Source organism: Variovorax sp. LjRoot175, from assembly GCF_964253805.1.
Lineage (GTDB): Bacteria > Pseudomonadota > Gammaproteobacteria > Burkholderiales > Burkholderiaceae_C > Variovorax.
On the sequence record NZ_CAXURY020000001.1, the window covers coordinates 1,708,059 to 1,730,687 of the forward strand.

Here is a 22,629-nt window from a genome sequence, read left to right on the forward strand (position 1 = left end):
TCGACGCCGGAAGCGGCATTAGGGGAAGCGCGTGCTCGTTCTGGTTGGTTATCTGGTGGTCCTGGGGGCCGTGTTCGGCGGCTACGCCCTGATGGGCGGGCACTTCGGCGTCCTGTTCCAGCCGGTGGAGCTGTTGATGATCGGCGGCGCCGCGGTGGGCGCCTTCGTGGCGGGCAACAACGGCAAGACCATCAAGGCCACGCTCAAGGAGCTGCCGCTCCTGCTGCGCTCGTCCAAGCACAACCGCCAGCTCTACATGGACCTGCTGGCGCTGCTCTACGAGCTGCTGGCCAAGGCGCGCAAGGAAGGGATGATGAAGCTGGAGACCGACGTCGAGGACCCGGCCCAGAGCCAGATCTTCACGCGCTATCCCACCATCCTGGCCGACGCCAGCGTCATGGAGTTCCTCTGCGACTACCTGCGGCTGGTGATCAGCGGCAACACCGACGCCTTCGAGATCGAGGCGCTGATGGACCACGAGATCGAGACCATCAAGCACGAGGCCGAGATGCCGGTGCACAGCCTGACGCGGGTCAGCGATGCGCTGCCCGCGCTGGGCATCGTCGCGGCCGTGATGGGCGTGGTCCATGCGCTCGGCTCGGCCGACCTGCCGCCCTCCGAGATGGGCGCGCTGATCGCGCACGCCATGGTCGGCACCTTCCTCGGCGTGCTGCTGGCCTACGGCTTCGTCTCGCCGCTGGCCTCGCTGATCGAGCAGAAGGTGTCGGACGGCATGAAGCTGTACCAGTGCGCCAAGGTGACCCTGCTCGCCAGCCTCAACGGCTATGCGCCGCAGCTGGCGGTGGAGTTCGGCCGCAAGGTTTTGTTCTCCACGGAGCGGCCCTCCTTCACCGAGCTGGACAGCCACGTCCGCGAAGTCAAGGCCCGGTGATCCGGACGAGAGCAGCACCATGAGCGCAGAAAAGGGCCGGATCGTCGTCAGACGCGTTGCCGCGGCCGGCGGCGGCGGGCACGGCGGCGGCGGGTGGAAGATCGCCTATGCCGACTTCATGACGGCCATGATGGCCTTCTTCCTCGTGATGTGGCTGCTCTCCAATGCGAGCCCGAAGCAGCGCGAAGGCATCGCGGAACACTTCCGCATGCCGCTGAAGGTGGCCATCAACGGCGGCGAGAAGAGCAGCACCAGCGACAGCGTGATTCCGGGCGGCGGCACCGACCCGACGTCGAACATCGACGGCGAGATGCGGCGCGTCAACGCCGATGCCGACGACGAAGCCGATGCGAACCGCCTGGAGAGCATGAAGAAGCGGCTCGACGCGCTGATCGAGAACAGCCCGGTCTTCAAGCAGTTCCGCTCGCAGATCCTGATCGACATCACGACCGAGGGGCTGCGCCTGCAGATCGTGGACAACGAGAACCGTCCCATGTTCGACCTGGCCAGCGCGCGGCTGGTGCCGCACATGCGCGCCATCCTGCGCGAGATCGGACCGGCGCTCAACGAGCTGCCGAACAAGATCACGCTCTCGGGCCACACCGATGCGATCGTCTACACCAACGGCGACAAGTCCTACGGCAACTGGGAGCTGTCGGCCGACCGGGCCAACGCTTCGCGGCGCGAGGTGGTGATGGGAGGCATGGCCGAAGACAAGGTGCTGCGCGTCGTCGGCCTGGCCGACAGCATGCACCTGGACAAGGCCGAGCCGCGCAACCCGATCAACCGCCGCATCAGCATCATCCTGCTCAATCACCGCACGCAGCAGCAGATCGAGCGCGAGAACAGCGGCGACGGTGCCGCGCCCACGCGGGCCGGCAAGCCGCCGGTGCGCATTCTCCCGGTCGACAACGTCAAGGTGACGGCCTACAGGCCGCCAACACCTGCACACCCCTAGCGAAAAAAGAAATCCGGTTTCGGAGCAACGATGGACCTCAGTCAGTTTACCCAGGCCTTTTTCGTCGAAGCCATCGAGCTTCTGGCGGAGATGGAGCAGCTGCTTCTCGAACTCGACGTCGAGTCGCCGGACAGCGAGCAGCTCAACGCCATCTTCCGCGCCGCGCATTCGATCAAGGGCGGCGCGGCCACTTTCGGCTTCACGGCGCTGACGGATACGACGCACCTGCTGGAGACCCTTTTGGACCGGGCACGCCATGGCCAGCTGAGCCTGAGCGGTCCGATGATCGACGCCTTTTTGGAAACGAAGGACGCCTTGCAAGAACAACTCACTGCTTACCAGGCGGGCAAAGAGCCTGAAACCGAAACGGTCGCGCACATCTGTGCGGTGCTGCAGCAGCTGGCGCGCGAAAACGGCGCCGCCGAGGCCGCTCCGGCGTCACTGCCGGCTGCGCCCGCGCCCGCCCCGGTGGTTGCCGCGCCGGTTGCGGCGGCCGCCCCAGCAGCGGAGGGCGCGCTGCGCATCCGCTTCGCGCGTCTCTCCGACAGCGAGTGCGATCTGCTCGCCGACGAACTGGGCAACCTCGGCCGCGTGCTCTCGCGCACGCGCAGCAATGACCAGTTGACCGTGATGCTCGAGACCACCTGCGCGCCCGACGACATCGTCGCCGTGTGCTGCTTCGTCATCGACGAATCGCAGATCGAGATCACGCGCGAGGCGGCGCAGCCCGAGGAGGCGGCAGCAGCGATCGCGCCGGAAGCGGCGCCGGCGGCAGCGAGCCCGGCCGTCGCTGCGCCGAAGCCGGCGAGCGCATCCGCCGCACCGGTGGCTGCAGCCGCGAACGCCAAGGAGTCCAGCTCGATCCGCGTCGACGTGGAGAAGGTCGACCAGCTCATCAACCTGGTGGGCGAGCTGGTGATCACGCAGTCGATGCTGACGCAGGCGGCGACGATGCTCGACCCGGTGGCCTACGAGCGCTTCCTGAGCGGCCTCGGCCACCTCGAACGCAATGCGCGCGATCTGCAGGAGTCCGTGATGTCGATCCGCATGATGCCGATGGACTACGTGTTCAGCCGCTTCCCGCGCGTGATCCGCGATGTCAGCGCCAAACTCGGCAAGCAGGTTCGCCTCGACACCTACGGCCGCGAAACCGAGCTCGACAAGGGGCTCATCGAACGCATCGTGGATCCGCTCACGCACCTGGTGCGCAACAGCCTGGACCACGGCATCGAGACGCCCGAGCAGCGCCTCGCCAAGGGCAAGGAGGCCACCGGCCAGCTGCTGCTGTCGGCCCAGCACCATGGCGGCAACATCGTGATCGAGGTCAGCGACGACGGCGCCGGTCTCAACCGCGAGAAGATCCTCGCCAAGGCGCAGCAGCAAGGGCTGGCCGTGAGCGACGCGATGCCCGACGAGGAGGTGTGGCAGCTGATCTTCGCGCCCGGCTTCTCGACGGCGGAACAGGTCACCGACATCTCCGGGCGCGGCGTGGGCATGGACGTGGTCAAGCGCAACATCCAGGAGATGGGCGGCCATGTGGAGATCAGCTCGCGCGAAGGCCGCGGCACCACCACGCGCATCGTGCTGCCGCTGACGCTGGCCATCCTGAACGGCATGTCGGTCAAGGTCGGCGAGGAGGCCTACATCCTGCCGCTCAGCTATGTGATCGAGTCGCTGCAGCCGCTGCCGGAGCATCTGCATTCGATCACCGCCGACGGCCACGTCATCAAGGTGCGCGGCGAGTACCTGCCGCTGATCGAACTGCACCGCGTCTTCGACGTGGCCGGTGCGCAGACGCAACCGACGCAGGGCATCCTGGTGATCGTGCAGGCCGACGATGCGCGCTTCGCGCTGCTGGTCGACGAGCTGCTCGGACAGCACCAGGTCGTGGTCAAGAACCTCGAGACCAACTACCGCAAGGTGCCAGGCATCTCGGCCGCGACCATCCTGGGCGACGGCAGCGTGGCCTTCATCATCGACGTCGGCGCCATGCCGCGCATCCAGCGTGCGCAGGCGGCAAGCGCCGCCGCGCTGGCCGGTGCCTCCAGGATCGACGCCGCCGCCACCGCCCACTGAGCGAGACACAGACGGAGACAAGAACATGCGCTTCGATTTTTTCCGGCGTCACGATTCCGACAACGCTTCGGTCGGTGACGCAGCGACGGAAGAGGCCTCCGCCGCGCAACTGCCGGCTGCGCAGGAGCGCAGCGTCGACGGCTATCTGACCTACGCCCTGCTGCTGGACACGCAGAAGCGCGTTGCGGGCTACAGGCTCGCATGGCAACCGGCGGCGCAATACAACGCCGCGGGCGCGGCCGAGCTGTTCAAGGCCTTCGTGAGCTGCGTGGCCAGGCACCTCAATCCGCCCAAGACCGGATGGCGGCTCGGCCATACCGTGCTCTTCTTCGACGTGACGGCCGAGACGCTGGCGGCCAGCGAGCTGCAGGGGCTGCCGCCGGACAACGTGGTGCTGTGCCTGGGGCCAGATGCGCTCATGGATGCGGACGTGCGGCCCATCCTGCTGTTCCTGCGCGAGCAGGGCTTTCGTTTCATGCTGTGCGGCGCCGAGGCGCTGCCTGAAGATCCCGAGCTGCGCGGCCTCGTCACCCACTTCGATGTCGGCACCGGCCATCTCGACCTGGTGGCCAAGCTGCGGCGCGAGGAGCCGCCGGGCGAGCCGCTGCACCTCATCGCCACGCGCATCGCCACCTGGAAGGATTTCGACGCCTGCGCGGCGCGCCGCGTCGATGTGTTCCTGGACGGGACCGGCATGCAGCCGGAGAAGGAGGAGGCCGGCCGCACCCTGCAGCCCGAGTCGATGCTGATCGTGCGGCTGATGCAGATGATCCAGCGCAACGAGGACCTGCGCGAGATCGAGGCGGCCCTCAAGCACGACGCCGCGCTGACCTACAGGCTCCTGCGCCACATGAATTCGCCCGCCATCGGCGTGGGGGTGGAGATCCATTCGCTGCGCCACGCGGTGACGATGCTCGGCTACTCGCCCCTGTTCCGCTGGCTGTCGCTGCTGTTGGCGACCAGCAACGCCAGGGCCAGCCCGCCCTTCCTGATGAAGAAGGCGATCATCCGCGGCCGCTTCGTCGAGTTGATGGGCGAGGGGATGCTGCCGTCCGGCGAGGCCGACAACCTGTTCGTGGTCGGCATGTTCTCGATGATCGACCAGCTGCTGGGCGTCACCATGCAGGAGGTGCTGGGCAAGGTGCAGCTCAGCGAATCGGTGCAGCAGGCCATCCTCGCGCGCGAGGGCATGTACGGCCCCTTCCTCGCGCTCGCGGAGAGCTGCGACGAGGACGGTGTCCGGGCCGCGCAGCTGTCGGAGGCGCTGTTCATGAGCACCGAACAAGTCAATGCAGCGCATCTCTCCGCGCTCGTCTGGGCGCAGGACGTGAGCCCCGCCGAAGCGACGTACTGATGAAGGCGTGGCCCGAGATGCAGGACTTTTGCACCCTTGATCGGGCCATAGGAAAAGGTGAGTGCTGTGTACATTGAAAGTCATGTACCGGCGCTGACTGTGAACTCCGAATTCCTCTTTACCGATAGCGACTTTTCCAGGATCCGGACGCTGATCCATCACCGCGCCGGCATCGCCCTGGGCGAGCAGAAGCGCCAGATGGTCTACAGCCGGCTTTCGCGCCGCCTGCGCGAGCTGCGCCTGCCCGAGTTCTCGACCTACCTGGAGCTGCTCGAAGCCAGCCGCGACGGCGAGGAGTGGCAGGCCTTCATCAACTCGCTGACCACCAACCTCACGTCCTTCTTTCGTGAGGCGCACCATTTCCCGGTGCTCGCCGCGCACGTGCGCAAGAGCAAGCAGCCGGTCACGATCTGGTGCGCGGCCGCATCTACCGGCGAGGAACCCTATTCGATCGCCATCACCCTGATCGAGGCGCTCGGCGAGCGCGCGAGCACGGCCCGCGTGATCGCCACCGACATCGACACCGCGGTGCTGGCCAAGGCTTCGGCCGGCGTCTTCACGCTGGAGCAGGTCAACCGGCTGTCCACCGAGCGGCTGCGGCGCTTCTTCAGCAAGGGCACCGGCAGCAACGCCGGCAAGGTGCGCGTGCGTCCCGAAGTCGCAGCAATGGTCAAGTTCGGGCGGCTCAACCTGCTCGATCCGACCTGGCCTGTGAAGGAGCCGGTGGACGCGATCTTCTGCCGCAACGTGATGATCTATTTCGACAAGCCGACGCAGAAGAAGGTGCTCGACCGCTTCGCGCCGCTGCTCAAGCCCGAGGGCCTGCTGTTCGCCGGCCATTCGGAGAACGCCTCGCTGGTCAGCCCGAGCTTCAAGGCCGTGGGTCAGACCGTGTACGAGCTCAGCAAGGGCAAGTCATGAGCGCAGCGGTCCCGGGCTCGGTGGCCAGCCATCACTACTTCGACCGCGACCTCGACTGCATGGCGGTCAAGCTGCTGCCTTCCGAGTACTACGTCACCACCACCGACATCGCGCTGACCACGGTGCTGGGCTCCTGCGTGGCGGCCTGCATCGTGGACCTGGACGCCGGCGTCGCGGGCATGAACCACTTCATGCTGCCGGAAGACGGCGAGCCCGGAACGCGCGGCCAGGTCGAGTCGATGCGCTACGGCGCCTATGCGATGGAGGTGCTGATCGGCGAGATGCTGCGCGCCGGCGCGCGCCGCGATCGGCTGCAGGCCAAGGTCTTCGGCGGCGCCGCGGTGCTCGCCAACATGACCACGCTCAACATCGGCGACCGCAATGCCGACTTCGTGCTGCGCTACCTGAAGGCCGAGCGCATCGCCGTCGCGGCGCAGGACCTGCGCGGCCAGCATGCGCGCCGCGTGTGCCTGCTGCCGCGCAGCGGCAAGGCCGTGGTGCGCAAGCTGCGCACGCGGATCGACGTGCAGTCGATTCAGCGCGAGGAGGGCGAGCTGCTGTGCCGGCTCTCCGTCGCCAATGACAAAGGGAGTTGGGTGGCATGAGCGGCAACAAGATCAAGGTGCTCTGCGTCGACGATTCGGCGCTGATCCGCAGCGTGATGACCGAGATCATCAACAGCCAGAGCGACATGAGCGTGGTCGGCACGGCGGCGGACCCTCTGGTGGCGCGCGACCTCATCAAGCAGACCAACCCCGACGTGCTCACGCTCGACGTCGAGATGCCGCGCATGGACGGGCTGGAGTTCCTCGAGAAGCTCATGCGCCTGCGGCCCATGCCGGTGGTCATGGTGTCCTCGCTGACCGAGCGCGGCTCCGAGATCGCGCTGCGCGCGCTGGAGCTCGGCGCGATCGATTTCGTCACCAAGCCGCGGCTCGGCGTGCGCGACGGCCTGCTCAACTACACCGAGCTCATCGCCGGCAAGATCCGCGTCGCCGCCAGCGCGCGCCTGCTGCCGAGCCGGCATGCGAGCGCGCAGCGGCCCGCGGCGGATCATGCGCAGGAGCCGCTGCTGCGCAGCCCGCTGCTCTCCACCGAGAAGCTCATCATCATCGGCGCCTCGACCGGCGGGACTGAAGCGATCCGCGAGGTGCTGCAGCCGCTGCCGCCCGACGCGCCGGCGGTGCTGATCGCCCAGCACATGCCGCCCGGCTTCACGCGCTCCTTCGCCCAGCGGCTGGACGGCCTGTGCCGCATCCACGTGAAGGAGGCCGAGCACGGCGAGCGCGTGCTGCCGGGCTATGCCTACATCGCGCCCGGCGGCTACCACCTGTCGCTTGCCCGCAGCGGTGCCAACTACGTCGCGCATCTGGACCAGGAGCCGCTGGTGAACCGGCATCGGCCTTCGATCGACGTGCTGTTCGATTCGGCGGCCAAGCACGCCGGCAAGAACGCGATCGGAATGATCCTCACCGGCATGGGCAAGGACGGCGCCGAAGGCCTGCTGCGCATGAAGCGGGCCGGCGCCCACACCCTGGCGCAGGACGAGGCGAGCTGCGTGGTCTACGGCATGCCGCGCGAGGCGGTCGCGCTGGGCGCGGTGGACGAGGTGTCGCCGTTGAACGAGATCAGCCGCCGCGTGCTGGCGCACCTGCGCACCTTCGGCGAGCGCGCGAACCGGGTTTGAACCTTTTTGAACTGTCAGTGGAGAAATCGTGATCGATAAGAGCATCAAAATTTTGGTCGTGGACGACTTCCCGACCATGCGCCGCATCGTGCGCAATCTGTTGAAGGAGCTGGAGTTCCTCAACGTCGACGAGGCCGAGGACGGCGCGGCCGGCATCGAGAAGCTGCGCGGCGGCAACTTCGGCTTCGTGGTCTCGGACTGGAACATGCCCAACATGGACGGCCTGACCATGCTGCAGACCATCCGCGCCGACCCGGAACTGGCCAAGCTGCCGGTGCTGATGGTCACCGCCGAAGCCAAGAAGGAAAACATCATCGCCGCCGCACAGGCCGGCGCCAACGGCTACGTGGTCAAGCCCTTCACGGCTGCGACGCTCGAGGAAAAGATCGTCAAGATTTTCGAGAAGCTCCAGAAAGAAGGGGCATGACATGACGCACAACGTGCCCGATGCCGGTGGGCAGACCAACACTCACGAGGAACTGCTGGGACGCATCGGGCAGTTGACGCGACAGCTGCGCGAGGGCCTGCGCGAGCTGGGCCTGGACAAGCAGGTCGCCCGCGCCGCGCAAGCCATTCCCGACGCGCGCGACCGCCTCAACTACGTCGCCAGCATGACCGAGCGGGCGGCGCACCGGGCGCTCAACGCGATCGAGCTCGCGCAGCCGCTGCAGGAGGAACTGGCCGACCGGGCCAAGGGCCTCACGAAGCGCTGGGACCAGTGGTTCGAGAACCCGATCGAACTGGACCATGCGCGCGAGCTCGTGATGGACACGCGCGGCTATCTGCAACACGTGCCGCAGCAGGCAAGCGCCATCAACACGCAGTTGATGGAAATCATGATGGCGCAGGATTTCCAGGACCTGACCGGCCAGGTCATCAAGAAGATGATGGAAGTGGTCAACGACGTCGAGACGCAGCTGTTGCAGGTGCTGATCGACAACACGCCGATGGAGAAGCGCCACGAGCCGGCACCGAGCGCGCAGAACAACCTGCTCAACGGCCCGCAGATCAACACCGCCAATCCCGAGGCGGTGACCGACCAGGCACAAGTCGACGATTTGCTGGAAAGCCTGGGGTTCTAAGGCCCGAGTTGGAGGGCAATCCGGGCCTTGATCGAACGATTGTTCCAAGGCACCGAATCCAATAATTCAGCCATGAGCTGAGGTCTTCGCCGATGCTCTTTCGGAGCATGAATGGCTGAAGAAAGCGATCTCGAGAAAACGGAACCTGCCTCGCCGCGGCGCCTGGAGAAGGCGCGCGAAGAAGGCAATGTGGCCCGTTCGCGCGAACTGGTCACTTTCGTTCTGCTCGCCACCGCCGTCGCCGGCCTGTGGCTCACGGCGGAATCGGTCGGCAACACCATGCGCGGCGCGCTGCGCCACGGCCTGCACTTCGATCGCACGGCCGCCTTCGATCCCTCCTACATGCTGGCCCAGACCGGGCTGATGGCGATGCAGTCGCTGATCGCGCTGGCGCCGCTCGCCGGCATGATCGTGCTCGCCGCGCTGGTCGCGCCGCTGATGCTCGGCGGCTGGCTGTTCTCTGCCAAGGCCATCGGCCCCAAGTTCGACAAGCTCGATCCGATCGCCGGCGTGAAGCGCCTGTTCTCCGCGCAGTCGCTGGCCGAGCTGCTGAAGGCGCTGGCCAAGTCGCTCCTGATCGGCGGCGTCGCCTGGCTGGTGATCATGGACAACATGGACGAGGTCACGGCGCTGATGGCGCAGTCGGAGCGCGCCGCGCTGCCGCAGACGATTCGGCTGGTGGGGCGCAACTGCGCGCTGATCACGGCCGCGCTGCTGCTCATCGCGCTGGTCGACGTGCCCTTCCAGCTCTGGAGCTACTACCGCAAGCTGCGCATGTCGCGCGAGGACCTGCGCCAGGAGCACAAGGAAAGCGAAGGCGATCCGCACATCAAGGCGCAGATCCGCCGGCAGCAGCAGCAGATGGCGCGCCGCCGCATGATGTCCGAGGTGCCCAAGGCCGACATCGTGGTCACCAACCCGACGCACTTCGCCGTCGCGCTCAAGTACGTCGACAACGACATGCGCGCGCCGCGCGTGGTGGCCAAGGGCGTGGACGCCGTGGCCGAGCGCATCCGCGAGATCGCGCGCGAGAACAAGGTCGCGATCCTCGAGGCGCCGCCGCTCACGCGCGCGCTCTACAAGCACACCAGGCTGGGGGACGAGATTCCCACCGGCCTCTACACCGCCGTGGCCGAGGTGCTGGCCTGGGTCTACCAGCTGAAGCGCTGGCAAAGCGAAGGCGGCGAAGCGCCGCGCACGCCGGCCGACCTGCCGGTTCCCGAGGCCCTCGCATACAACGTGAAAGCTGCATGAACGCCCTCGCAAGCCTGATGCGTCAACCGGCGCAGCTCTTTTCCGGCAGCCAGTTCAAGGGACTGGCCGGCCCGATCCTCATCATCATGATTTTGAGCATGATGGTGCTGCCGCTGCCGCCCTTCCTACTGGACCTGCTGTTCACCTTCAACATCGCGATGTCGGTGATGGTGCTGCTGGTGAGCATGTACACCATGAAGGCGCTGGACTTCGCGGCCTTCCCGGCGGTGCTGCTGTTCTCCACGCTGCTGCGCCTGTCGCTCAACGTGGCCTCGACGCGTGTGGTGCTGATGCAGGGCCACACTGGGACCGATGCGGCGGGCAAGGTGATCGAGGCCTTCGGCCACTTCCTGGTCGGCGGCAACTTCGCGGTCGGCGTGATGGTGTTCATCATCCTGGTGCTGATCAACTTCATGGTCATCACCAAGGGCGCGGGCCGCATCGCCGAGGTCGGCGCGCGCTTCATGCTCGACGCCATGCCCGGCAAGCAGATGGCGATCGACGCCGATCTCAACGCCGGGCTGATCGGCGAGGACGTGGCGCGCAAGCGCCGTACCGAGGTGGCGCAGGAAGCCGACTTCTACGGCTCGATGGACGGCGCCAGCAAGTTCGTGCGCGGCGACGCCGTGGCCGGCCTGCTCATCATGGTCATCAACATCATCGGCGGCCTGGTGGTCGGCATGGTGCAGCACGGGCTGGACTTCTCCACCGCCGGCAAGACCTACACGCTGCTGGCCATCGGTGACGGCCTGGTGGCGCAGATCCCGGCGCTCGTGATCTCGACCGCAGCCGGCGTGATCGTCTCGCGCGTGACCACCGAGGAAGACGTCGGCCGCCAGCTGACCGGCCAGCTGTTCTCGAACCCGCAGGTGCTGTTCCTGACGGCGGCCATCATCGGCCTGATGGGGATGATCCCCGGCATGCCGAACGTGGCCTTCCTGCTGATCGCGGGCGGCCTGGTCTGGCTCGGCCGGCGCCTGCTGCTGCGCGCACCGCAGAAGGCCGCCGAACAGGCCGCCGCGGCGGCGCAGGCGACGGCGATGCCGGCGGCCGAATCGGCCGAAGCGACCTGGGACGACGTGGCGCTGGTCGACCCGCTGGGCATGGAAGTGGGCTACCGCCTGATTCCGCTGGTGGACCAGTCGCAGAACGGCGAGCTCTTGGGCCGTATCAAGAGCATCCGCAAGAAGATCGCGCAGGAGCTCGGCTTCCTGGTGCCGGTGGTGCACATCCGCGACAACCTCGAGATCCAGCCCAACACCTACATCATCAGCCTCAAGGGCGTCGAGATCGGCCGCGGCGAAGCCTTCCCCAACCAGTGGATGGCGATCAACCCGGGGCAGGTGACGGGCACGCTGCCCGGCACGCCGACGCAGGACCCGGCCTTCGGCCTGCCCGCGGTCTGGATCGACGCCAGCCAGCGCCAGCAGGCGCAGGTCTTCGGCTACACGGTGGTCGATGCCTGCACGGTGATGGCCACCCATCTCAACCACCTGATCCAGACCCACGCCGCCGAGCTGCTGGGCCGCCAGGAAGTGCAGCAGCTGCTCGACCAGGTCGGCAAGACCGCGCCGAAACTGACCGAGGACCTGGTGCCCAAGGTGCTGACGCTGAGCACGCTGCACAAGGTGCTGCAGAACCTGCTGGAGGAAGAGGTGCCGATCCGCGATATGCGCACCATCCTCGACGTGATGGCCGAGCATGCGCCGACCATCAAGGACGCGACCGAGCTGACCACGCTGACGCGCCTGGCCCTGGGCCGCGCGATCGTGCAGCAGCTGTTCCCGGGCGACACGGAGATGCAGGTGATCGGCCTCGACGGCACGCTCGACGGCGTGCTGCAGCAGGCCCTCACCAGCAACAGCGGCATCGAGCCGGGCCTGGCCGACAGCCTGCTGACGCAGGCCCAGGCCGCCATCGCGCGCCAGGAGCAGATGGGCCTGGCGCCGGTACTGGTCGTGCAGCACGCATTGCGCGTGCTGCTCTCGCGCTTCCTGCGGCGCAGCCTGCCGCAGCTCAAGGTTCTCTCGCACGCCGAGATTCCTGATTCCCGCCACATCAAGATCACCGCCACCATTGGAGGAAGAGTTTGAACATCATCACGGATGTGCGGACCACCGCACGTAAGTTCATTGCCACCACCAGCCGCGAAGCGCTGCGCCTGGCGCGCGAAGCCCTGGGCAGCGAGGCGATGGTGCTGACCAACCGCGTGCTGGCCGACGGCGTCGAGATCGTCGCCATGGCGCCGGACGAAGTGGAGCAGGTGCTGGAGCAGGCCGCGCCCGAGGCGCCTGTCGCATCGCTTGCGCCGGTTGCACCGGCCTTGCCTCCCGCGCCTGAAATGCCCGCGATGCGCGAGCAGCCCGCGGCCCCGGTCGCCGCGCCTGTGCCCACCCCCGCGCCCCAGCCGGCACCCGCGCCAGCGGCCCCCACCGACAGCGTGCTCAGCGAATTGCATTCGATGCGCGGCATGATCGAAGAGCAGCTCGCCAGCGTGGTCTGGAACGACAAGCAGCGCCGCGATCCGATGCGCGGCCGCCTCCTGCGCACCCTGCTCGGCGCCGGCTTCAGCGCGCGGCTTTCGAAGGCGATGCTGGAGCATCTCCCCGCGAACCAGAGCTACGCGCAGGGCATGGCCTTCGTGCGCTCCGAGCTGATGCGCACGCTGCCCATTCTCGAGAACGAAGACGCGCTCTTGGCCCAGGGCGGCGTCTATGCGCTGATGGGGCCGACCGGCGTCGGCAAGACCACCACCACCGCCAAGCTCGCGGCGCGCTGCGTGATGCGCTTCGGCGCCGACAAGCTGGCGCTGGTGACCACCGACAGCTACCGGATCGGCGCCTACGAGCAGCTGCGCATCTACGGCCAGATCCTCAATGTGCCGGTCTATGCGGTGAAGGACGCGGCCGATCTGCACCTGGTGCTGGAAGACCTGCGCGACAAGCACATGGTGCTGATCGACACCGTCGGCATGAGCCAGCGCGACCGCGCGGTGTCCGACCAGATCGCGATGCTGTGCAGCAGCCACCGGCCGGTGAAGCGGCTGCTGCTGCTCAACGCCGCCAGCCATGGCGACACCCTCAACGAAGTTGTGCATGCCTACCGCCACGGCGGCGCCGGCAACGAGCTGGCCGGCTGCATCTTCACCAAGGTCGACGAGGCCACCCATCCGGGCGCGCTGATCGACACCGTGATCCGCCATCGGCTGGCGGTGCACTACATCTCCAGCGGCCAGAAGGTGCCGGAGAACCTGATGCCGGCCGAGCGCGCCCAGCTGGTGGACAGTGTGTTCCAGGCCAGGAGCCACAGCGCGCTCTTCGTGCCCGGCGAAAGCGATCTGCAGGATAAGCCCGCCGGAGCGGAAGTCGAGCAGGCGCAGGCCGAGACCGACCGGCTGCGCATGCAGTACCAGCGGCTGATCCAGGCCATGGCCCACGATGCGCAGGAAGTCGCTGCGGCCGCCACGGCGCTCACCGGCGCCGAGCTGGGCTTCGAACATGCGCGCGAGCTCTGGCGCCAGGCCGTCGGCGAGGACGTGCTCCACAAGGCGGTGCTGCAGTCGCTCATGACGCATGCGAAGAGCGAGATCGCCGCCGGCTGCGACACCCACGTGCTTGCGCTCAGCGGCCAGGTCGGCCTCAAGTCGAACGAAGGCGGCGACGCCTACGAATGCCAGAGCAGCCTGCTCTTGTCCGACAGGAGCGGCCTGCCGCTGGCGGCGCCGAACCAGTGGTTGTCGACCGCGGCATTGCGAGGCGCTGGCGGCGCCGGCGATGCCGCGCGCAAGCCCGGCATGCGTCAGGCCCAGTGGCTGCGCCAGCAGGATTTCGGCAAGACGGTGGTGCACGTGCTGCCCCGGCTGCCCGGCAGCGAATTCATGGCGCAGGGCCAGCTCTGGCTGGCGCGCGCGCCGGGCTCCACGGCGGTGAGCGATCCGCGCTCCGGCAAGGCCGGCACCCTGGCGCGACTGGCGCTCGTGTTCGGCGAAACGCGGCCCGTGCGCTTCAAGGGCAAGGCGGCGCTGCAATCCGAGGCGCATGCCGACGTGCTGCTGCGCGGCGACGGAGATCTGCCGCCGCTGCGCTGCGTCGCGACGCGCGTGACGGATGCGAAGACGCGCAAGATCCTCGCGCAGAGCTATGCGCTCGCAAACGTCGGCAGCGAGGTCACGGTGCGGCAGCTCGCGCAGTGGCAGGCCTGGGCCGCGGAGGCCGAGCCCTGCTTCCGGCTGATCCGCCAGGGTTTGCAGCTGCTCGGCGGCATGGGCGAGCTCGGCGATCCGCACATGATGAAGCGGCTCCTCGTCGCAGGCCAGGTGACGACCACCGTCTGGCGCCTGCTGCATGCGCGCGGCGACTGGACCGAGCGCACGCGCGCGCTGCTGAACCAATTGACCGGCCGGCCGGCACGGCCCGACCGCGCGCCCTCGGGCAATGCGCTCTACGTCGGCGTGGGCAAGCTGTTCCTGCTGCTGGAAGCCCTGGGCACGTGAGCAACAAGATGGTTGCCGATCAAGCCGACGGCCTGCGGCGCCTGCTGGCGCACACGCCGACGCGCGTCGTCGCCGTGGCCGGCATGGCGCGCGAACTGGGCGCCACCACGGCGGCGATGAACCTGGGGGCGGCCCTGGTGCTGCAGGGCAAGGACGTGCTGCTGCTCGACGAGCACGGGATGGCGGTGGACTCCGCCTGCGCCCTTTGGTCGCTCGATCCGCTCGGCACGCTGGCCGACGTGGCCTTGCGGCGGCTGACCTGCGAAGGCGCCGCTGCGCGCGCGAGCTGCGGCGTCAGCGTGCTGCCGGCACTGCCCGGCGCGCAGGACCCGAGCGCGGACCCGCGCCGGCTGTGGCAGGGCGACGTGATCCTGATCGACGCCGTGTTCGACGGTGAGGGCCGGCTGTCGGAGCTGGCGCAGATGGCCGACGAACTGGTGCTGGTGCTGCAGCCCCATGCGGCGTCCATCACCTCCACCTACTCGGGCATCAAGCGGCTGCACTACGCGCATGCGCTGAAGCAGCTGCGTTTGCTGGTCAACGGCGTCGCCGATCCCGAGGCGGCGCAGCAGATCATGGCCAACCTGGTCCAGACCGGCAGCCGCTACCTGGCCGTGTCGCTGCAGCCGGCCGGATGGGTGCGTGCCGATCCGCACCTGCGCGACGCCAGGCGCCTCTGCCGCACCGTGGTCGAAGCCTTTCCGGCCAGCCCGGCGGCGGTGGATTTCCGGCGCATCGCGGCCGACATGGGGCAGTGGCCCTGGCGCCCGGGCGCCAGCCTCGCCGTGCCGCCCGCGCGCGAGACGCTGGGCTCGAACATCGCCGCGGCCTCCTGAGGCCGCGGCAACTTGGAGAAGGAAAAGAACGGCCGTGTACACCGCACAGGGAACCATCGAGAAGTCCCATCTGCTGAAGCAACACCAGCCGATGGTGCGCCGCATGGCGCTGCAGATGATCGCCAAGCTGCCCGCCAGCGTCGAGCTCGACGACCTGATCCAGGCCGGCATGATCGGCCTCCTGGACGCGTCGAGCCGCTACGAGGACAACCGCGGCGCGCAGTTTGAGACCTTTGCCAGCCAGCGCATCCGCGGCGCCATGCTCGACGAGCTGCGCGCCAACGACTGGGGCTCGCGCGGGCTGCGCCAGTCGGCGCGCAAGGTGGAGGCGGCCATCCATGCGCTCGAGCACCGGCTGGGCCGCGCGCCTTCCGAAGGCGAGATCGCCAAGGAACTGAAGATGAGCCTGGACGCCTACCAGGCCCAGCTGCAGGAGATCCAGGGCTGCCAGCTGCTGTACGTCGAGGACTTCACGCAGGGCGAAAGCGACAGCCCCTTTCTCGACCAGAACGCGCGCGGTGCGCGCAGCGAGCGCGGCGGCAGCGACGACCCGCTGGAGCAACTGCTCGAGAGCGGTTTTCGCCACCAGCTGGTGGATGCCATCGGAACGCTGCCCGAGCGCGACCAGCTGCTGCTCAACCTCTACTACGAGGAAGAGCTCAACCTGCGCGAGATCGGCGCCATCCTCGAAGTGAGCCAGTCGCGTGTGTGCCAGCTCCACAGCCAGGCGATCACGCGGCTGCGGGTGGCGCTGAAAGAGATTCTGTAGCGTTCAATGCCCCGTGGGTGTCGCGCCCTTGCGTACCTGTGTCTGGTTGCTGCCGCCGACCTGGCTCTCGCGGTCGTGCCGGCTTTCGGGCGTGCGCTTCGGTTCGTTCCTCTGCGTCACGGGCTGGTGGCCGCCCTTGTTGTGTTCGGTGTGGCCCTTGCGATCGTTCTGCGAATTCGACATGGCAGCTCCTTGCTTCTGCATGGACATGAGCCCATGTAGCCCCAGGCGATTTCCGCTTGCACCGGACCGGTGCCGGCCCCGCGTGTAGGAAAACGTCGCGAGCATCGTGGCAATGGTTGATCTCCGCTGCGCAATCGCCCACATTGCCAGCCATGGACATGCTCATCAGCGCGCTGCCAGGCACTTCCGAGATGCTTCCCGGCGACCAGGCCGTGCTCGTCGAGCCGGGGCTGGAGGGCACCGTGGTCGCGCTGACCGCGGACCACCACGCCTACTGCAGCGAGCATGAGCGCGCGACCCGCACGCAGATCGCATGGCGGCTCGCGCGGCTCAAGAAGTCCAGCTTCCAGGGCGAGTACGACAAGTCCCGCAGCTATGCCGCGCCGGTCTATTTCGTCCCGAGCGACACGCTGGTCGGCGACGAGCTGATCGGCGCCTTGGGCATCGCCAGCCACCACGGCCTGTTCGGCGGGGTTGTGCCGCATCCCTTCGTGCTGACCAAGGTGATCACCCATCCGCTGATCGACACCGGCGCCGCCGCGCCCGAGGGCTGGAAGCCCGGTTTCGCCCGTCGGGTGGCCAGTGCGGTGCTGGAGGGCATCGCGGTCTTCCGGCGCGACGACGCCGATCGCGCCGGCCTGCGCCTGCTGGAGCACGGCGCGGTGCGCATCAAACCGGTGCGTGCGACCGGCGGCCGCGGCCAGCAGGTCGTGCGCGACAAGCGCGCATTGGCGCGCTGCCTGGACGACATGGATGCCGCCGAGATCGCGGCCCATGGCCTGGTGCTGGAGGAGAACCTCCAGCAGCCGGTCACCATCAGCGTCGGCCAGGTGCACGTGGGCCGGATGATCGCCAGCTACTACGGCTGGCAGCGGCTCACGTCCGACAACCATGGCCACCAGGTCTACGGCGGCTCGGACCTCACGGTAGCGCAAGGCGGCTTCGATGCGCTGCTGGCCTTGAGCTTTCCCGCCGAGATCAGGCTGGCCGTCGAGCAGGCGCGTGTTTTCCATCGCGCCGTCGAGGCTTCGTTCCCCGGCTTCTTCGCCTCGCGCATCAACTACGACGTGGCGCAGGGGCCCAACAGCGCCGGCCGGTGGTGCTCGGGCGTGCTCGAGCAGTCGTGGCGCGTCGGCGGGGCGAGCGGCGCCGAGATCGCCGCGCTCGAAATCTTCGAAGAGCAGCCCGAGCGCGCCGTGGTCAATGCGTCGTGCTTCGAGGTCTACGGCGAGGACGTGGTGCCGCCGCCGAACGCCACCGTGTATTTCAGCGGCGTCGATGCAATCGCCGGCCCGCTCACGAAGTACACCGTGGCCGAGCCCTGATGCCCACCCGTCATGCCCTCATCGACATCCCGGTCGACGGCGTGCACATCGCCGGAACGCTCATCGCACCATCGACCGTGGTGCCGGGCGTGCTGCTGGTGCACGGCTGGGACGGCAGCCAGCAGCAGGACATCACGCGCGCCCACGAGCTCGCGGCGCTGGGCTGCATCTGCCTGACCTTCGACCTGCGCGGCCATGCGCGGCACCTGGCGCAGCGCGAGGCCGTCACGCGCGAAGACAACCTGCGCGACGTGCTGGCCGCCTACGACGTGCTGGTGGGCCATCCGGCTGTGGACCCGAGCGCGGTCGCCGTCGTCGGTGCCAGCTACGGCGGCTACCTGGCGGCGGTGCTGAGCTCGCTGCGCCCCGTGCGATGGCTGGCGCTGCGCGTGCCGGCCATCTACCGCGACGAGAACTGGGAGCACCCGAAGCGGCGCCTCAACGGCGACGACCTCACGCTCTACCGCCAGACCGCGATCGAGCCCGAGAAGAACCGTGCGCTGGCCGCCTGCGAGGACTTCATCGGCGACGTGCTGGTCGTCGAGTCCGAGCACGACACCATCGTGCCGCACCCGGTCATCGAGAACTACCTGGCCGCCTTCAAGCACGTGCGCTCGATGACCTACCGCGTGCAGATGGGCGCCGACCACGCGCTCTCGAAGAAGGCTTGGCGGCAGGAGTACACGCAGATCCTCCTGGCCTGGATGAACGACGTGAGGCGGTCTGCGAAGACCGAAGAAAAAGCCCTACCACCGCAGCATCCAAAGCGCTATGAGTCTTGGGTCGAACCTTAGTCACCTTAGTAGACGGAAGTGCAAAAAATTACCGCACTTGTAGTGCTTGCGACTTCAGAAATTGCACCCGGACGCCGAAATGTCATGCAGGTGCAATTCAAACAGCGAGCAGAAAGAAAATGTCCAGACTCATCGTTCTCGCCCGACATGGCAGCGTCAGGCAGTTCAACATCACCGGGCCGATCACGACCATCGGCCGCGACCAGGCTTGCGAGGTGCAGATCGACAGCATCGGCGTCAGCCGCCGCCATGCCACCATCCACTGGACGGGCGACCGCTTCGTGCTGACCGACATGGCGAGCTTCAACGGCACCTTCGTCAACCGGCACCGCATCTTCGAACATGCGCTGAAGAACGGCGACGCGATCACGATGGGGGCGTGCCAGCTGCGCTTTCTCTACACCTCGAAGGCGCTGCCGAGCGAAGACGCGCTGCGCCTGGTGACGCAGTCCGACGAACCGATCGACATCGACGCCGCGCGCGCGAAGAGCGACTGGGCTGCCTTCTTCCGCCGCAGCGAAAGCAGCGTGTCGGCCAGGCTGCGCTGAGGGTGGAACTCGCGGGTGCGCGATGGGATGCGAGGAGTCATGGCTGTTGACCGTGACCCTCCAGCATCTCGTCGGATTTGAGGATGCGCTACCTGCTCGAAGGGGACACAGTTGTTCGGTCGGCAGAAACCGATGACGCAACACCTCGAAGGAGCAATTCGATGAGCAAGCTGGCAATCGTCCTCGCCGTTGCAGGCATTGCACGGGCATGACCGTTCCGTTTGAAACCGCCAATGCCTTTCCGGCGCTTTGGTTGGACAGAAAGCAGTTGCGCATCCCGATGGGGCATTGTGCTGGTGCGGCGTTCGAGGCTGTCAAGAAGGCCGGATTGCGCGAGGCCAACAAGGATGCGGAGGGTGCCGGCGGGACGACGGCTTCGGTCCGCGGCACCATTCGATGCGTGCGATTGCCGCGTGCGGGACCTTGCAATGCCGACGGCGCGACTGCCGTGTTCATTGCCACGAGCGATGGAAGCCTGCAAGACGCCAAAGGCATTGTTCAGCGCATGAGTAGGGCGCTGGGAGATCCAGTACTTTTCGACTGCAACTGAAGGACGTGTTGCGCGCGTGCGTGTCGCCCGTCCTGTGATTCAGTTGTTGTCGTCCTGAAAGTTGATGCTCCGGTGCGTGCCATCGCAAAACGGCTTGTTCTTCGATCCGCCGCACCGACAGAGGGAATAGCGCTCGCGCGAGGCGCCTTCGCTCCAGTTGTCGGTGTCGAGATCGAAGCCCTGAACCTCATAGGGGCCGTTTCGTGCGATGCGAATGCTCGGAGCAGTCTGGTCGCTGGATCCGGGTTGGGCGGCGCCCCGATCGTCCACGACCTCGCAAGGCGTGCGGTCCGGGCGCGGGTCGTCCGAAAACCCGATCCGAATATGGGAGCTGTCACAAAACGGCTTCCTGTGCGACGCGCCGCAGCGACACAACGCGACGCCGTTCCACCCCTGGAGCCGCTCGCCCTTTGAGTTTGTCAGATCATCGACGGTGACCAGATAGGGGCCATTGCGCGACAGCCTGATGCGAGGTCTTTGCTTGTCTGGAGGGGATTGACCCACGACTGCATGCGAGAACGGCGCGACTGGTTCCTGCTTCATCTTGCAACTCCTTCGAGCCCAACGCTTGCGGCAAATATGAGCGAACGCCAGCCGAGCGTACACCTGATGAGCGATGAAAAAGCTTCGGCCCCTTGAAGACGAAGCTCGCCTGCCTGGCGACCGCCGCGCGCGGGCCTTGGTCAGCGAGGCGACGACGACTCACGACCGGCAGGCAAGAGATCCCGGTGGACCGAGCTATCCCTCGAATCGGTGAGCCGGTCATCGCGGTGCAGCCGCCACCATGCGAGCAGGGCGTCAAAGTCGCCGGCGAAACTGCGCGCTTTCAGAACGTCGGCCGCGATCGAGCAATGGGCGGCTTCATCAAAAGCGAGCATGCGGTGGCTCGATACGCGGGCGCAGAGCAGATACAGCGCCTTGAGATCGGCCTCGGCGACGCGCTCGAAATGCGCCAGGAGGCGTTCGCGATCACCCGGCGCGGGCGCTCCGGGCAGGTTCTGGCCAAGCGCCGCCGCGGACAGCAGCGCGCAGGCCATGGCGGTCGAACTGCGTCGATGTTCCGATTTCATGGGGATGCCTCCGTGAGGGGTTCCGGAGTAATCTAGGCGACCCGCTGCGGCCTCGCGTCGAAACTCGGCCGAACCTTCGTCGAAGCTTCGCCGCAAGAGCCCACCGAGCAGGAGGGCAGGCGATGTTGGCGAGCTCTGTGGGCATCGAGCCCGGTTCGGTGTCACTGTTTGGGCCGTTCGCGCTGGACGCGGGCCGGGCGGCGCTGACCCGTGGCGGCGCACGCGTGGCCTTGCGTCCGAAGACCTTTGCGCAGCTGTCGTACTTGGCCGCACATCCCGGCCGCGTGGTCGGCAAGGACGAGTTGCTGGCAGCGGTCTGGCCCGGCGTCGTCGTCAATGAAGAGTCGCTGTCGCAGTGCGTGCGCGAATTGCGCGCCGCGCTGGGCGACGAGGGGCAGCAGCTGATCAGGACCGTCGCGCGTCGCGGCTATCTGTTCGACACGGCCGTCGAGGCGCCGGCGCCACCGGTGGCAGACGCCGCCTCGCCGCAGCACGACCGCCACCGGGCAGGATGGGCGATTGCCGGCGCGGTGCTGCTCGCCGGATTGACGCTCGCCGTGCAACGGACCGATCCTCCGGTTGGCGTCGACCAGGCACTCAAGGCGCGCCGCTCGATCGCGGTGATGCCATTCAGCGAGCTCGGCACCGACGGCCGCGGCTATTTCGCCGAAGCGATCACCGAAGATCTGATCACCGACCTCGCCAAGCTGCCCGACACGCTGGTGGTGGCACGGGCTTCCGCCGCCGCGGTTGCTGTGCGCGAGGCCGACATCGTGAGGATCGGGCGCGAGCTCCGCGTGCGCCATGTGCTCAATGGCAGCGTGCGGCGCGACGGCGCCGTGGTGCAGATCAACGTGCAGTTCGCCTCGAGCGACAACGGTGCAGTGCTATGGTCTGAGCGCTTCGAATATCCCGATCTCGCTGACTGGGCATGGCAACGCGACATCGGCACTCGCATCGCGCGCGTGCTCGACGTGCGGATGACGGCGGCAGCCGCAGGCCAGTCGGCAGCGCACAGCGGCAAGCGGCTCGACGCGATCGATGCGACGCTCCAGGGGCAGCACGCTTTGCGCAATTTTGTCGGCCGCGCCGATCTGCTGCGGGCCCGCGCGCATTTCGAGAATGCGTTGGCCATCGAGTCCGACTCCGCCATTGCACTGACCGGATTGGCGCAGTCGTACCTGAGCGAAATGGAAGCCGGGCTGGGCCTCGGCGTCCAGTCGGTCGCACTCGCCGAACAGGCGATCGCCCGGGCGCTGGCGGCGGCTCCGGACTATTTGCCGGCGCAATGCCTCACGGGTCACGTGCTGCGCGAGCGAGGCGACCCGGAAGGCGCGCTGCGGGTGTACCAGAAAGTCGTGGCCGCCAATCCCAGCGAGGCATGGAGCCATGCACGCATCGGCGCGATGAAGCTGCGCCTCGGCCGAGCCGAGGAGGTTGCGGCCCATACCGACGCAGCGATGCGGCTGAGCCCGTTCGAGACTTCGCTGGTCGGCTATAGCCACTTCCATGCCGGCGCCGCCGAGTACTACCTCGGCCGCGAGGACGCGGCCTACGAGCGCATGCGCCAGTCAGCCGCGGTCGGCCCGCATCCGGCGCAATACGCCGCGTTCCTCTGGCTGGCCTCGCTCGATGCGCTGCACGGGCGGGGACAAGAGGCTCGGCAACATGCCGCTCAGGTACTTCGCCTGCGGCCGTACTGGACCATCCACTTGTGGCGAATCGGGACCGCGCCGGTGCATCCCCGGCTTCAGGCTGGCAGGGAACGGTTCGACGAGGGGTTGAGGAAAGCCGGGTTGCCCGAGTCGTGACATTGCACGCCCACGGGCGGCTCGTGG

General features: G+C 67.5%; 22 protein-coding genes. 19 read left to right on the forward strand and 3 right to left on the reverse strand.

The genetic code is table 11. From position 1 onward, the window contains the following. Window positions 1–31: 31 nt before the first annotated feature. The 14 genes from motA (at window position 32) to ACSQ89_RS08650 (ending at window position 16,321) form a co-directional block, all read left to right on the forward strand. Window positions 32–892, forward strand: a complete 861-nt coding sequence (gene motA / locus ACSQ89_RS08585) for a flagellar motor stator protein MotA (protein WP_093102034.1) — start codon at window positions 32–34, stop codon at window positions 890–892. A 19-nt stretch (window positions 893–911) separates the two neighbouring features. Then, window positions 912–1,850, forward strand: a complete 939-nt coding sequence (motB, locus tag ACSQ89_RS08590; protein WP_436290791.1) for a flagellar motor protein MotB — start codon at window positions 912–914, stop codon at window positions 1,848–1,850. A 30-nt stretch (window positions 1,851–1,880) separates the two neighbouring features. Further along, the gene (cheA, locus tag ACSQ89_RS08595) at window positions 1,881–3,926 is read left to right on the forward strand and encodes a chemotaxis protein CheA (protein WP_436290790.1); all 2,046 of its coding nucleotides are present in this window, start codon (window positions 1,881–1,883) and stop codon (window positions 3,924–3,926) included. A gap of 25 nt (window positions 3,927–3,951) precedes the next feature. Continuing rightward, on the forward strand, window positions 3,952–5,280 hold the full coding sequence (locus ACSQ89_RS08600; RefSeq protein WP_436290789.1) for an EAL and HDOD domain-containing protein: 1,329 nt from the start codon (window positions 3,952–3,954) through the stop codon (window positions 5,278–5,280). Between the two features lie 99 nt (window positions 5,281–5,379). Continuing rightward, on the forward strand, window positions 5,380–6,201 hold the full coding sequence (locus tag ACSQ89_RS08605; RefSeq protein WP_093102041.1) for a CheR family methyltransferase: 822 nt from the start codon (window positions 5,380–5,382) through the stop codon (window positions 6,199–6,201). Further along, window positions 6,198–6,806 (forward strand): chemoreceptor glutamine deamidase CheD, encoded by a 609-nt coding sequence (gene cheD / locus ACSQ89_RS08610; RefSeq protein ID WP_436290788.1) that lies wholly within the window; start codon window positions 6,198–6,200, stop codon window positions 6,804–6,806. The genes ACSQ89_RS08605 and cheD overlap by 4 nt, the downstream gene beginning before the upstream one ends. Continuing rightward, the gene (locus ACSQ89_RS08615) at window positions 6,803–7,888 is read left to right on the forward strand and encodes a protein-glutamate methylesterase/protein-glutamine glutaminase (RefSeq protein WP_436290787.1); all 1,086 of its coding nucleotides are present in this window, start codon (window positions 6,803–6,805) and stop codon (window positions 7,886–7,888) included. Before cheD ends, ACSQ89_RS08615 begins: the two co-directional genes overlap by 4 nt. 31 nt (window positions 7,889–7,919) lie before the next feature. Then, on the forward strand, window positions 7,920–8,315 hold the full coding sequence (gene cheY, locus ACSQ89_RS08620; RefSeq protein WP_170855469.1) for a chemotaxis response regulator CheY: 396 nt from the start codon (window positions 7,920–7,922) through the stop codon (window positions 8,313–8,315). A 1-nt stretch (window position 8,316) separates the two neighbouring features. Further along, window positions 8,317–8,970 (forward strand): protein phosphatase CheZ, encoded by a 654-nt coding sequence (cheZ, locus tag ACSQ89_RS08625; protein WP_093102048.1) that lies wholly within the window; start codon window positions 8,317–8,319, stop codon window positions 8,968–8,970. 111 nt (window positions 8,971–9,081) lie between these two features. After that, window positions 9,082–10,224, forward strand: coding sequence for a flagellar biosynthesis protein FlhB (flhB, locus tag ACSQ89_RS08630; protein WP_093102050.1), 1,143 nt, complete (start codon window positions 9,082–9,084; stop codon window positions 10,222–10,224). Continuing rightward, on the forward strand, window positions 10,221–12,317 hold the full coding sequence (gene flhA, locus ACSQ89_RS08635; RefSeq protein WP_436290786.1) for a flagellar biosynthesis protein FlhA: 2,097 nt from the start codon (window positions 10,221–10,223) through the stop codon (window positions 12,315–12,317). Before flhB ends, flhA begins: the two co-directional genes overlap by 4 nt. Then, window positions 12,314–14,716, forward strand: coding sequence for a flagellar biosynthesis protein FlhF (gene flhF, locus ACSQ89_RS08640; protein WP_436290785.1), 2,403 nt, complete (start codon window positions 12,314–12,316; stop codon window positions 14,714–14,716). Before flhA ends, flhF begins: the two co-directional genes overlap by 4 nt. Then, entirely contained in the window at window positions 14,713–15,552 is an 840-nt protein-coding gene (locus ACSQ89_RS08645) for a MinD/ParA family ATP-binding protein (protein ID WP_244503694.1), read from the forward strand. The genes flhF and ACSQ89_RS08645 overlap by 4 nt, the downstream gene beginning before the upstream one ends. 34 nt (window positions 15,553–15,586) lie before the next feature. Then, window positions 15,587–16,321: an RNA polymerase sigma factor FliA gene (locus tag ACSQ89_RS08650; RefSeq protein ID WP_436290783.1), complete on the forward strand. Its 735-nt coding sequence runs from the start codon at window positions 15,587–15,589 to the stop codon at window positions 16,319–16,321. A 3-nt stretch (window positions 16,322–16,324) separates the two neighbouring features. Here ACSQ89_RS08650 and ACSQ89_RS08655 read toward each other — a convergent pair whose 3' ends face one another. Next, window positions 16,325–16,504 carry a hypothetical protein gene (locus tag ACSQ89_RS08655; protein ID WP_093102057.1) on the reverse strand — a complete coding sequence of 60 codons (180 nt, stop codon included), beginning with the start codon at window positions 16,502–16,504 and terminating at the stop codon, window positions 16,325–16,327. A 152-nt stretch (window positions 16,505–16,656) separates the two neighbouring features. On the opposite strand from ACSQ89_RS08655, the gene ACSQ89_RS08660 reads away from it, so the two are divergent. The 4 genes from ACSQ89_RS08660 (at window position 16,657) to ACSQ89_RS08675 (ending at window position 19,721) form a co-directional block, all read left to right on the forward strand. Next, window positions 16,657–17,829, forward strand: coding sequence for a DUF3182 family protein (locus tag ACSQ89_RS08660; RefSeq protein WP_436290782.1), 1,173 nt, complete (start codon window positions 16,657–16,659; stop codon window positions 17,827–17,829). Then, on the forward strand, window positions 17,829–18,623 hold the full coding sequence (locus ACSQ89_RS08665) for an alpha/beta hydrolase family protein (RefSeq protein ID WP_170855456.1): 795 nt from the start codon (window positions 17,829–17,831) through the stop codon (window positions 18,621–18,623). Before ACSQ89_RS08660 ends, ACSQ89_RS08665 begins: the two co-directional genes overlap by 1 nt. Before the next feature lie 119 nt (window positions 18,624–18,742). Next, on the forward strand, window positions 18,743–19,171 hold the full coding sequence (locus ACSQ89_RS08670; protein WP_436290781.1) for an FHA domain-containing protein: 429 nt from the start codon (window positions 18,743–18,745) through the stop codon (window positions 19,169–19,171). A gap of 208 nt (window positions 19,172–19,379) precedes the next feature. Next, complete coding sequence (locus ACSQ89_RS08675; RefSeq protein WP_436290780.1) at window positions 19,380–19,721, forward strand: hypothetical protein; 342 nt, start codon at window positions 19,380–19,382, stop codon at window positions 19,719–19,721. Between the two features lie 39 nt (window positions 19,722–19,760). On the opposite strand, the gene ACSQ89_RS08680 is transcribed toward ACSQ89_RS08675, so the two are convergent. Continuing rightward, a complete protein-coding gene (locus ACSQ89_RS08680) occupies window positions 19,761–20,264 on the reverse strand; it encodes a CDGSH iron-sulfur domain-containing protein (RefSeq protein ID WP_436290779.1) in 504 nt (167 codons plus the stop codon). Between the two features lie 140 nt (window positions 20,265–20,404). After that, a complete protein-coding gene (locus ACSQ89_RS08685) occupies window positions 20,405–20,791 on the reverse strand; it encodes a hypothetical protein (RefSeq protein WP_436290778.1) in 387 nt (128 codons plus the stop codon). Window positions 20,792–20,913: 122 nt separating this feature from the next. Here ACSQ89_RS08685 and ACSQ89_RS08690 point away from each other — a divergent pair, with 122 nt between their 5' ends. Continuing rightward, the gene (locus ACSQ89_RS08690) at window positions 20,914–22,602 is read left to right on the forward strand and encodes a winged helix-turn-helix domain-containing protein (RefSeq protein ID WP_436296170.1); all 1,689 of its coding nucleotides are present in this window, start codon (window positions 20,914–20,916) and stop codon (window positions 22,600–22,602) included. Window positions 22,603–22,629 lie beyond the last annotated feature (27 nt).